This is a genomic window from Hyella patelloides LEGE 07179 (assembly GCF_900659865.1).
Classification (GTDB): domain Bacteria; phylum Cyanobacteriota; class Cyanobacteriia; order Cyanobacteriales; family Xenococcaceae; genus Hyella; species Hyella patelloides.
In genome coordinates, this window is record NZ_LR213967.1 from 1 (window position 1) to 12657 (window position 12657).

9 protein-coding genes are annotated in these 12657 nt (G+C 37.4%); 6 read left to right on the forward strand and 3 right to left on the reverse strand.

Annotation, left to right across the window (positions count from 1 at the left end):
• Nucleotides 1-193: 193 nt before the first annotated feature.
• A complete protein-coding gene (locus H1P_RS23910; RefSeq protein ID WP_144872064.1) occupies nt 194-1645 on the forward strand; it encodes a lipopolysaccharide biosynthesis protein in 1452 nt (483 codons plus the stop codon).
• A 15-nt stretch (nt 1646-1660) separates the two neighbouring features.
• Here H1P_RS23910 and H1P_RS23915 read toward each other — a convergent pair whose 3' ends face one another.
• Nucleotides 1661-3055, reverse strand: a complete 1395-nt coding sequence (locus H1P_RS23915; protein WP_342799612.1) for a GMC oxidoreductase — start codon at nt 3053-3055, stop codon at nt 1661-1663.
• Between the two features lie 922 nt (nt 3056-3977).
• On the opposite strand from H1P_RS23915, the gene H1P_RS23920 reads away from it, so the two are divergent.
• From H1P_RS23920 to H1P_RS23940, 5 genes are all read left to right on the forward strand, one after another.
• Nucleotides 3978-5450, forward strand: coding sequence for an MOP flippase family protein (locus tag H1P_RS23920; protein ID WP_144872068.1), 1473 nt, complete (start codon nt 3978-3980; stop codon nt 5448-5450).
• Nucleotides 5451-5511: 61 nt separating this feature from the next.
• Nucleotides 5512-6357 (forward strand): class I SAM-dependent methyltransferase, encoded by an 846-nt coding sequence (locus H1P_RS23925; RefSeq protein ID WP_144872070.1) that lies wholly within the window; start codon nt 5512-5514, stop codon nt 6355-6357.
• A 40-nt stretch (nt 6358-6397) separates the two neighbouring features.
• Nucleotides 6398-7534: a nitroreductase family protein gene (locus tag H1P_RS23930; RefSeq protein WP_222427203.1), complete on the forward strand. Its 1137-nt coding sequence runs from the start codon at nt 6398-6400 to the stop codon at nt 7532-7534.
• Between the two features lie 61 nt (nt 7535-7595).
• Nucleotides 7596-8801, forward strand: a complete 1206-nt coding sequence (locus tag H1P_RS23935; RefSeq protein WP_144872072.1) for a polysaccharide pyruvyl transferase family protein — start codon at nt 7596-7598, stop codon at nt 8799-8801.
• Between the two features lie 106 nt (nt 8802-8907).
• On the forward strand, nt 8908-10008 hold the full coding sequence (locus H1P_RS23940) for a glycosyltransferase family 4 protein (protein WP_144872074.1): 1101 nt from the start codon (nt 8908-8910) through the stop codon (nt 10006-10008).
• A gap of 241 nt (nt 10009-10249) precedes the next feature.
• Here the strand turns inward: H1P_RS23940 and H1P_RS23945 are convergent, their stop codons facing one another.
• Nucleotides 10250-11056 carry a sulfotransferase family 2 domain-containing protein gene (locus H1P_RS23945; RefSeq protein WP_144872076.1) on the reverse strand — a complete coding sequence of 269 codons (807 nt, stop codon included), beginning with the start codon at nt 11054-11056 and terminating at the stop codon, nt 10250-10252.
• A 270-nt stretch (nt 11057-11326) separates the two neighbouring features.
• The coding region (locus tag H1P_RS23950) for an IS4 family transposase (protein WP_222427204.1) at nt 11327-12657 on the reverse strand (1331 nt) is incomplete at its 5' end.

The following is a 12657-nucleotide window of genomic DNA, read 5'->3' on the forward strand; positions in this document are numbered from 1 at the left end:
TGTACAAATATTTCTTGATTGTTAATTAAGATTTTTTCCCTATTCATCTTAGTTAGCGTAAATAATACGATAACTCATTCGTCTTTTTTCTTTTTTGCCGCAAATTTTTGCAGCAAAGTTTCTGCCTCTTTTTTTCAAAATGAGAATTGCTGCAATTTATTTATTTATATATTCTGGCATTGAGTAAAATTTCATGAATCTCAAACAAAAAGCATTTAAAGGCTTGCTTTGGTCTATCGTTCAAAACTCAGGCAGTCAGGTCTTTTCACTATTTATATTTTTAGTGTTAGCTAGATTATTAACTCCAGAAACTTTTGGTTTAATTGCTTTAGCTAATGTTTTTTTAGCTTTTATGCAAATTTTTCGCCAACAAGGATTTGCTAAAGCTCTAATTCAGCGAGAAAACATAGAGCCAGAACACTTAGATGCTGCTTTTTGGAGTCAGGTAGGATTCGGTATCTTACTTATGGGAGTTACTTTTTTTTCTGCTGATTTGGTTGCCAATATTTTCGATCAGCCCAAGCTAATTTCAATTTTAAAATGTTTATCTTTATTGTTTGTTATTAATTCTTTTAGTCACGTTCATAATGCAATTTTAGAGCGAGAATTCGCTTTTAAAATTATTGCTTTGCGATCGCTATTAGCTACGATAATAAGTGGTATAGTAGGAATTAGCATGGCTTTTGCTGGTTATGGTGTTTGGAGCTTAGTTGCTCTAAATATTACTTTAGAATTAGTTTCCTTAGTGGTCATGTGGAGTGAGGTTGATTGGCGACCAAAGTTACGTTTTTCTTTAAAACATTTTCAAGATTTATTCAGTTTTGGAATGTATGTTTTAGCCTTCAAATTTATTAAGTTTTTTGATAAACGTGCTGATAATTTGCTAATTGGTTATTTCTTAGGCGAAGTTGCTCTTGGTTACTACGCGATCGCCTATCGTATACTAGAAATAATGACTCAGCTATTAGTAAAAACAACTAATAAAGTAGCTCTACCAACGTTTTCTAGGCTACAAAAAGATCCAGAACGCTTTCGCCAATTATTTTATAAAACAACTCAGTTTACTAGCATCATCGCTTTTCCGACTTATCTGGGCGTAGTAGTATTTGCACCAGAGTTAACTGTAACTTTATTTGGGGAGCAATGGATACCTTCCATTGGAGCAATGCAAATTTTAGCTCTTGAAGGTATAGTGCTATCACTTTCTCATTTTCACAAATCAGTATTTGTGTCAATGGGCAAACCCTCTTGGACTGTTAAAGTTAGCTTATTTAATGCAGCAGCCAATCTAATTGCTTGTTTGATTGCAGTTAGATGGGGCATTATTGCAGTAGCAGCAGGTTATGTCATCAGCAGCTATCTAGTGTTTCCCGTAAGTCAGTGGGCGGTGAATAAATTCATTAAAATTAAGTTGATGAATTATTTAAGACGGTTTGTTACACCCTTAGCTAGTTCGGGAATCATGGTGGTAGCTATTTTAATTGTTAAACACTTTTTATTAGATGTCATTAATTTACCATTGTTAATAATCGTAGGAACATCGATGGGAATGTTAGTTTATGCTTTGTGCATCAAATTTTTTGAGCCACAATTATACGAACAACTCTGGAACTTTGTTAATTTAACAACATCAGGTAAGAAATAAAGAGCCTTACTTAATTTACTTATTTACTAATGTGGTCTGAAGCAAATGCTGACCGAGGCGACGTGCGAGTGCCAGAATTGTAAAGGTTGGCGAGTAAGATGGTCCAGTGGGAAACACGGCTGAACTAGCAACGTATAGATTTTCAGTACCAAACACTCGACAGTTAGTATCGACAACACCCTCTTCGGGTCGGTTGCCCATGCGAGTAGTACCCATTTGATGGGCTGCGTCGGTCATAGTTTCCAAATTTGGCGGATCGTCTCCAAATTCAAAAGTTCCAAGTTTAGCTTCGGCGAATCGATGGGTCAAAAGTTTTATCGTCTTCTCCATAGATTGCCGATCTTGATCGGTGAAGCACCAGTCAACCTCTAGCTTTTTTTTGCCGAGTTTATCTGGTTCTTTTGCCAGCTTAACGCGACTGCCTTTGTGTGGAGCTTGCTCGGTGACAAATTTAACTCGGTAAGTAGAAATAGAGTCATTATCATCCCGATAGGCAGGACGACCCCGAAAGTTTCGCCACAAACGTTCCAGTGGCTTCTCATAGATCGGCTGTAGGTATAAAACGTGTTCGAGCAATTTTTGCTCTTGCTGAGTTACATCATCAAGGGCAAAGCAGATACAAAAACGTGGTTTTGGCGCGTATTGCAGTTCTTGGGCATATTCTTGAGCTAGAGAACCTGGTCGTAGCGATCCTGTATGATGTTTAGGATGATCGGTGTAAAAACGTCCGACCAGATCGTGGGCATTGCCGATTCCATCAGGAAGTTGGCTATTAGAAGCCAATAAAATACGTGCGGTTTCAAAAGCTCCTGCTGCCAGGATAACTGTCTCCCCTTCTACAATTAATTCTCGACCCTCTAAAGAGCTACAAGAGATCGCTGTTACGCGCTGACAGGAATCGTCGAGCTTCAATTCAGTTACAGTCGCGCCCAGTACAACCTGCAAGTTTTTCAAGCGACGCATTTCTTCGCCAAATCGCACAGCAGTGCGTGTAGGTGTCTCTTCCCAGTAGAAACTGCTCATTTTCAAACCGTGTGCAGCAATCTTGGCTCGAAGTGCCACAATTTCAGGACGCATGGCTTCTGCTTCTAAATCGCCGAAACCATAATCTTTGCCAGCAGAACGGTAATGTTCCAACAGATCGGTGAAGCTTATTGGCCACCCACTATTGTCAACCCAAGGTCTTGCCTCAAAATCTGAGGATTGTAAATATTTCCATTTGCCCGTCCAAACGTTGCTCGTGCCACCGAATTGACGCACACGACTGACTCCACGTAGCTCAGGTGGTAAATATTGATGGTAGTAGGAGTTGGGATTTAATTCGCGATGGCGTTTGCCTGCAAATATGACATCGTTTAATGCCTGGATCGATGGCTCGAATTGGTCACGTCCGCTTTCGATAAGTATCACTTCTCGTCCATGACGTGCGAGGTGTACTGCTACCTCAGCACCCGCAATTCCCGAACCGACTACAACCGCTTGCCCCTTGAGCTTCGTTTGCTCGCTTATATCGAGAATATCGGTAATCATTATGACCTCCAACCTAAGAAAAGCTCATTATATCTTACATTCAGAAACCCTATACTACAAATAAAACACAATATTCTGTCAATCGTTAATTGATTGATAAAGTTGTTTTAGTAAGAGCGATTGCACAATGATTTTTTGTCTCAGATCGAGCTAGTATGCTTTCATGGATAACTAATCACGATTCAACTTTTAAAACTGTACCTCACTCACCTGAAAAATGCTATAAAACATATACAAATTGAAGCATAACCACACCCTTTCATCGACACTGATGACCAGGATGTCTCCCGTCTGTTCTCCCGACTTTGACTTTGCTTGTTGTGCTTGCTAGAACTCGTCAAAGTCACAAGCACTTTTTTGCACTAATTTTGCCACTTGTCGTTTGGGTATTTGTGCTGTGGTTGTCTTCTTGATGATTTCTACTGTTTGATTAAATCCATTGAACGCTACTACTGATGCTACTCGTTCTAATAGTCCGTTGGAGTATTTTTCTGTTTATTTAAGCCACCAATACAATAATGACGAGAATTGTGTAGATGATCGCCTATACAAAATAAATAAAACAATGTATCTAAATGCTAGGTAATCATTTTTGGGGAAACCTTTTAAAAATAGCTTGATTATTTTAGAAAAATTTGATAGAAACGTTAGATAGTTTTATTAAGAATAATAAAGTAGAATATTTTTACTATTTTGCTGGTCTGCTTATCATCTTTATCGATTAACATTCAACATTTTCAATACATAATATTAGCTTAAACCCCAGTAAAAAAAGATACTTAATGAAGTAGCATTCTGTAATATGAGTTTAAAACAAAAGGCGGTAAAAGGTGTGTTTTGGTCGGCAATTCAGAGTTGGGGAAGTCAAGGCATCGCTTTTCTAGTTTTTGCCCTACTTGCCCGTCTGCTTGGTCCAGAAGCTTTTGGTTTAGTAGCTTCAGCGTGGGTATTCTTAGCTTTTATACAGGTTTTCCTTGACCAGGGATTTTCTACAGCAATTATCCAACGTCAAGAACTTGAACCAGAACATCTTGATACTACTTTTTGGATTAATATCGTTATGGGCTTGGTGATAACAGGGTTCAGCATTGCTGCTGCTGGATTAGTTGCTAATTTCTTCAAACAGCCAGAATTAACTCCTATAATTCGCTGGTTATCCCTAAGCTTTTTATTTATTGCTCTGAGTAGTGTTCAGGAAGCAATCTTTCGACGCAGGCTCGAATTCAAACCCCTAGCAATGCGAGAACTAGCTGCCGTATCTGCTGGTGGCATAGTTGGCGTAACTATGGCTTTCATGGGCTTTGGAGTTTGGAGTTTGGTCGGTCAACAGTTAGTTAATGGTTTGATCAAAGTTCTAGTTCTCTGGTGGGCTAGCGATTGGCGACCAAGATTAAATTTTTCTCAAAAACACTTTAGAGAATTATTTGATTTTGGAATCAATATTATTGCTATTAATATACTTGCCTTCGGTAACAGTCGCTCTGATGACTTATTAATTGGTTATTTTCTAGGTCCAGTTGCTTTAGGATATTATACTGTTGCCTATCGCTTGCTAATGGTAATGTTGCAGCTATTCACTAGTGTTACTAGCAAAGTTGCACTACCTGTATTTTCAAAGCTACAGCAAGAACCTGAAAGACTAAGACCCATATTTTACAAACTCATTCTGCTAACTAGTTGCGTTTCCTTTCCTTCATTCTTAGTTGTGGCTGTATTGGCACCTGAGTTGGTGATAATTGTGTTTGGAAAACAATGGCTACCCGTTGTTCCAGTGATGCGAATTTTATCTTTGATCGGTATTATTCATTCGATATCCTACTTCAATAATAATATTATCATGGCAATGGGTAAGCCATTTTGGAATTTAATAGTAAATTTTCTTGCTATGATTATTAATGTTATTGGTTTTGCCATAGTAGTTAGGTGGGGAATTGTAGCAGTTGCTGCTGTTTTTGTAATTCGTGGTTATCTATTTTTACCTATTTACTTGTGGCTAGTACGCAAGTTAATTAACATTGAAATAAAACAATATTTATCCCAATTACTTACTCCTATAAGTAGTTCAGTAGGAATGATTTTTGTTATTTTTGCAATTAAATATTTTTTTAGTGATTGGCTAAATTTGTATGTATTGTTAACTGTTTGTGCCTTGGTGGGTTCTGTAGTATATGTGGTTATGATTCATTTTTTCCAACCCAGACTGTTCCAACAAGTTTTGAACTTAGTAAAATCGACTTTAGTTAGTACAAAGGAAGTAAAAAATATACAACTATAGAAACCTTTCTTGAATAGCCAAACTATTTGTTTTCAAATTTGTAATTGTAATTTTTTCAATCATGATGAACTCAATAATGCAGAAGAAAACTATTAAATGTCGTTTGTGTAGTGGGGCAGCAACTTATGTTTTTTCAAAAAAGCTCATTCAGAAATATGAAGTAGCATTCTTTCACTGTAACCAATGTGAATCTTTGCAAACGGAAGCTCCATACTGGCTTGATGAAGCATATGAAGGCTGCAAATCAATCCCTGATATCGCAACAGTATCAAGATGTCAAAACCTAAAGTCAATTGTTTACATGGTAGCTAAAATATTTGGCTTATCATCATCTGACATGATATTGGATTGGGGTGGTGGAGATGGTCTTTTAACAAGAATGATGCGTGATGCAGGATTAAATGCTTATTTGTTAGATAAGTACATAAGAAATCATTATGCAGTTGGTTTTGAAGATCGATTAACTCACAATTACAAAATGATTACTGCTTTTGAAGTATTGGAACATTTTAGTAATCCAGAAACAGAGATTGAGAATATTTTTAAACGTAACCCAGAGATACTATTCATATCTACTGGACTATATAAATCACAAGATTCTGATTGGGGGTACTTAACTCCACTTTCTGGTCGTCATGTATTCTTCTATTCTGAAAAATCTAGGCAACATATCGCAAAACGCTTTGGTTATGAGCTAATTACTGAACAAAATTTTTCTATTTTTTATAAGAACACTCTTGATTTTTCTAGAAGATGGTTATTAAAGCTGGTATTATCTGGCAAAAATCCAAATTTGCTGAGGATACTTTTTTATTTTGTTCCTAAAGAAAGTTTAATAATGCAAGACCGTGAAATGGCAACTAAAAAAATAAAAAATGGAGAGCCTGGCAAAATAAATTGGCCATAAAATATCAATTGATTTTAGAAAAACTATAAGCATCTTATATATGGAAAACTTAAGAAAAGGTATACAATCTAGTGTTACAAATGCTTTTCAGGGTTTGCTTGATTGTCAGGAAAGAGACTTAAAGTTTCTGATTAGGCAATTTGTCCGAAAAGCGATCGCTCCAAAAGTTAGACATAACTTATATCATCATTGGTGGTCTCCATTAAAAAAATGGCAGCGACGTATAATGTTCATGCCAAACTTCATTGCCAACTATGTCTACGATCTCAAGCGATTTTTGAGATCGTCCTCAGCTAACAACAAAGTTAATACTCAAACCCAACTTCGAGCGTTAATCACGATGGACTATCATCGTATTGAAAAGGGATTAGCTTTAAAAGAACCAAGAGTGGGTTTTGGACAGGAGGTTATTCAAAGACTCTTATTAAATCTACCCAAGTATATAGAAAAATATAGTTTTGATGAAACTGCACAAATTACACTCAACTCTCTGTTTGCTTACTATAATTTCAACTTAGAGCATGGTTTTAAATACGATCTGCTCGATCGAGCATTGATCGAGCTGAGAGACAAAATCTCTAGTCAAGAAGATATTACAGATAGAGGTGGGATTATCAAAATAAGTAAACAGTCCATACTTAAAGAAGCTCAACACGATTTGCAAAACTTCTTCCAGTCTAGATATAGTATCCGCCATTTTGCTCCAGACGAAGTTGATATCCAACTGATTGAACAAGCAGTGAGAATGGCACAGAAAACTCCTTCTGTGTGCAATCGTCAATCATCTCAAGTTTATGTATTTAGTAAAGATGAAGATAAGCGTAAAGTCCTCAGCTATCAGAATGGTAATCGAGGTTTTGGAGAGCAAGTTAGCAAAGTTTTAGTTGTTGTATCCGATTTAGAGAACTTTACAAAAATTGGAGAGCGAAATCAGTGCTGGATTGATGGAGGGATGTACGCGATGTCTCTTGTTTATGCTCTTCATTCTTTAGGCTTAGGAACTTGTTGTTTGAATTGGAGTGTTGAACGTTATGTCGATCGAGCATTCAAAAAAGCTACAGGCATTAAGGATTCAGAGTCTGTAATTATGATGATAGCAGTCGGTCACCTACCTGAAGAGTTAAATGTAGCGCAATCTCCTCGAAAAAATGTTCACGAAGTTTTAGTTGTTAAATAATTTTCTTCCTAATATTAAAGGGAAAATAATTTTACCGATTTATACACAAAAGGAGTAACAATTGAAGGCAATTATTACAGGAGTTACAGGATTTCGTAATCGGGGTGTCGAAGCATTAGTTAAGACTACTGTTGAGCAACTACTCAGAAGAAATCCCCAACTAAATATAGATATCCTTACTGAAACACCAGATTACGATCGCATCCGATTACCACAAGAAAAAGTAAACTTGGTTGATATAAAAAGCTACTATCAAGGCTGGTTGCAAAAATTACAGGCTAAAAGTTCTAAATTTAATAAGTCTCTTGCACCTGAATACACTCTATTTAAAGAAGCGTCAGTCGTCATTGCTTCTGGAGGTGACTTATTTACATCTGATTATGGTGGGCTTCGTTATCATCTACGTCCCTTAAATTTAGCCTTACATGCTCGCGTTCCAGTCGTCTTTTTGGGTCAGTCGATCGCTTTTAAAACCAATGAGGAAGCTCAAACTTGGTTAAAAGTAGCCCATCTTTCAAAACTAATTACAGTTAGAGAAGGAGTTTCCTATAAGTATTTAACTAAGGATTTAGAACTGCCAACAGATTTAGTCAAACATACGGCTGATTCAGCATTTCTGTTGGAACCTCCACCATCAGAAGACATAGCTAATTTACTTCAATCCTATGGTCTTACAGAAGAATTTCCCATTGTAGCGATTGCACCTAGTCAGGGAATTAGCAGATATTCTGGTTTGAGTGAAAAGCAACACATAGAAACTTGGCATCAAGTCATTAAGATGATTCTGGATGAATTTAATGCCCAAGTACTGCTGATTCCTCATTCACAAAATCTACGTCCCAATAATGACGATCGCATCATAGCAACTAATATATACAGAAGTTTTCGTTTCGAGCCTCGAATTCATCTTGCTGGTGCAGATCATTCGGCTTCTGAATTCAAAGGTTTAATTAGTGCCTGTGATATGCTCATTGCGGAAAGAATGCATGCTGCGATCGCTGGAATTTCTAGCAGTGTTTGTACTATGGTTATAGGCTACTCAGTTAAGGCTGAAGGGATTATGACAGATGTATTGGAGGCTGAGTCAGTTCACAACCGCTTACTCATCTCTATTAAACAATTCCTCGATGCCGATCTTGCTTGCTCAAAGCTCCGTACTGCTTGGAAATGTCGGGATGAGGTATCTAGCCAACTCAAAGAAGCGTTGCCCAGAGTCAAGAAAGATGCAGCCAGTAACTTTGATTTGATTGGACAAATCTTGAAATAGTTATTTATTAACCTATCGCAATCAGCCATTCAAAGTAAACGTAAACGAATTCAAAGTAGAGCTAAGTAAAATCAAGAAACAAAGTAATCTTGAGATTTTTATTGAAATGAAAAATTTAAGAGTAATTTTCCTATCTCAATGGATAAACAATCCTTATAGCAATTTATTAGCTAGCCATCTTAGCTCTAAAGAAGTACAGGTAGAAGAGTCCCGCCAAAAGAGGAGTATTTTCTTCCCAACAGGTAGTATCTTCTTCCCACTAGTTATTTGGCAAGAGAAGCCTGACATTCTCCACCTCCACTTATTTCGTCCTTTTATTATTAGCAGAAATCAATTATTTCGATGGATAAGGCTTTTCGTCTTCATCAGTCAAGTATTTATATTGAAATTGCTCGGAACCAAGACTGTATGGACTGTCCATGAATGGCATGACAAATTCAATTTTGACAAAATTAGTATACCTCCACAGCATACTGCCATTATTGGTAAATTTATTGATGCTATAATCGCTCATTCTCATACGGTCAAACAGGAAATTACCAAAGCATTCAGCTTGGAGAATCAGAATAAAGTATTTGTAGTACCTCATGGTAACTATATCGATATTTATGAAAACAAAGTTAGTAAATTAGAGGCTCGAAAAGCTCTGGGGATTCCTACAGAAAATGTAGTGTTTCTTCTTTTTGGAAATATATATCGCTATAAAGGAGTTCTAGAAGCAATTGATGCTTTTAAGTATTTGCCACAGGATGGAATATCCTTATTGATTGCTGGTCAACCCAAACCAGATCGATTAGAGGAACTAATTAAAGATAAAATTCAGGGAGCTAAAAACATTATATTGGTACCTGAACGAGTTCTTGATGATGAAGTACAGATTTATCTGAATGCCTCTGATTGTGTTTTACTTCCATATCAGGTATTTACAACTTCAGGTGCAGCTATTCTGGCTATGTCATTTGGACGCGCTTGCATTGCACCGCGTGTAGGATTTTTTAGCGATGTATTAGATGACTCGGGAGCTATTCTTTATGATTCAACTGATGAAAAAGGTTTATTACAAGCAATGAAGTGTGCTATTGATAAAAAGAATCAACTCTTGGACATGGGGAACTATAATCTCAAAGTAGCTGAGAAATGGAATTGGGACTACGTTGCCGAAGAAACTTACAACATCTATCAAAAGTTGTCTGATTCATTAAGATAATTTAGGGGGTGATTTTAGGCAAGAAGATTATTTATTGTAAGCCAAGGAGAGAAGAAGAGTTTTAGATCATCCCAGACTCAAGTTGATTATTACATACCACCAATAATCTTTGACTCAAATATAGTTTTTCTACCGTCTTTTTTTCATGAATTTATTTTTCCGACAAGTCTTTTCAGAAATTATTTAATTATTTAGTTAAATGTGACTATCAAAATAGAGTCTGGTACATTTCCACTACCGTTTACTTGACAGTGCCACACTGGTTCTTAAGGTACTCGTATACGGCGATATCAGGCTCACAGATTTGAGCGATCTTCTCTAAGATTTGTGGGTCGGTTTCTGTGACTGAAGCAGGATTCTTGTTAGTATGAGGAATTCGTAAAGCAATGCCGAGGTTTTGTTTGACAGTAGCTTTAAACTTTTCTAAATTTTCCAAAATTCCCACTGCACTAAAGCAAGCTAGATTCTCCTTAGCGCGGGTAACTGCCTCCTGCGACCGATAGTTTTCTTGGGAAGCCACGCCACCGAGATATTTAACATAGAGATGTCCTAAACCTTTTCCTCTTGGCGTTTCTATAAACGTAGCAAGATCCTCGTTAATTCGATAAGAATCATCATTTTTTTTGTAGACGTTGAAAAAGTAATGAGAGAGATATCGCTTCACTGGATTTCGTAGCAGGGTAACGTACTGATAGCGATCCCGATACTTCTCCCAAAGATGCGAACAAAAAGGTGCGTGTGCAGAAATATAGCTCACTTCTTTTGCCATTTCATAAGCAGTCATACTTTGATGGAGATAGTGTACATAATCTTCCGTCGAAATATTACTATCCTCGGGATAGGTTGTTTTTGCTGCATCATAGGCATAAATCGAGTTGATGCGAGCGTAGTCTATCCAGTAAGCCAACTTCAAAGCTCGATCTACCGATGATCCACCTGTTTTCGGGATATGCAGGAAAAATATATTTGGCTTGCCTAAAATCTTCTTAGCGAACCTTTGTCTGAACTGCATAAATTGTCTGAATTGCATAAATTGTCTGAACTGCATAAATTTTAACTTGAGTTCAGACGGTATTGTCAAATTAATGATCTTGAGAGAGCAAAATTTTTTTCAACAAGGTGAACATCTAGAGGATATCAAGTTATGAATGCAATTGGTGAACATTATCCTGCATTAAAAAGAAGAGGTTTGCGCTCATATCGACAAGATTACAAGAGAGCTCCTCGATATTAATGTATCATAAAACCTTGATTTTCTTAAAGCTAATAGCTAATAGCTAATAGCCATTGGTGACAAGTTAAGCTTAAAAGCCAGTTGTCAAGAGGGACTCGGAGATAAATCAAGAGGAGGTCTAGCCCGTTTTGGGCGAGTGGATTTAACTATCCCCAAATCTCGATTTTCAGGTGCAGTCAAATAGGCAATAATGTCAGTGGCAGTTCCTCGATTTAATGCCTGAGTAAAATGATAGATTCCACGAAAAACCATTTCCACAGAAATAGAATTCATAGGCAAGGTCAACTCGTCAGCAACCTCATCAGACAAGTCAATTAGAACGGCATAAAAAAGCCACGTAGCCCAAAGTTGAAGCTTAATACCGTTAATCGAACCAGTCCAAAGATAGCTCAAACCTAACAACCGTTTGAGCAGAAGAAAGCTTTCTTCGATGCGCCAGCGACGGCAATAGAGGTCAGCAACAACATAGGGAGGTAAAACATTAGGGTCAAGTACGGAAGTCAAATAGCGATACCAGCAATTACCATTTTTAATCTCGACCAAACGGAGACTGAGAATAGGATTACCTTGATAACCAGTTCCTAAGCAAACAAGCTGGTCGCAATGATGTTGGGATTGACTGAGAATTGAGATCGATTTGTATTTAGCATTCGCTTTAAGACGAGTCACAAAATTAGACTTACTCATTATTAGTTGGTCAAAAAAACCATAGTTCCAAAATCCGCGATCAAGTAATAACAAGGTTTGAGCAGGAACGAATTCCAACAGTTGAGGCTGAAAATTGCTTTCATGGGTGTAAGGATGCTCGTTGAACCAAGTTTTAACTGGATATCGAGTTTGAAGAGCGACTACGGCACAAATTCTCCCGCCTAATTGACCTAGTGGCTGGTCTTCAAGACTCTTTAGTTTACGAAATAAAGCTTCTAGTGTTGAAGCATCAGCGATCCAAATTCGTTCAAAATGCTTTTTCGCCTGAGTAATCCCAAGAGGAGATTTCCTTTTTTGTCGCTGTTGCCATCTTTGATTCAATGGCACTAACAAATCATTTAAGACCTTCTCGAACATTGATGCCGGAAAATTCAGTAATCTCTGTGATAGTGCTGGCTGAGATACTTTGGTTACTCTTGCCCATAAGAGATTCTCTCTGGCTAGCATTCGATTAAGTTCTCGGCAAGAAGGTACTTGTCGCCAGACCAGAGTTAAAACTGCTGCTACCATTAATGGTAGATTGAGTATTCTTTCTCTCATTCCTAACGAGCGATAGTAAGCTTGCTGATTGTAAACACAAGGCTTAACTAAATCCTCTAGCTGTTGAGAGATTACTTGATTGTCTACATTGGGCTGACTTCTGTTTCTAACGTGATCTCGAATGCTTTTTTGTGAGTGTGCCATTGAATTACTCGCGATCAGGCGGA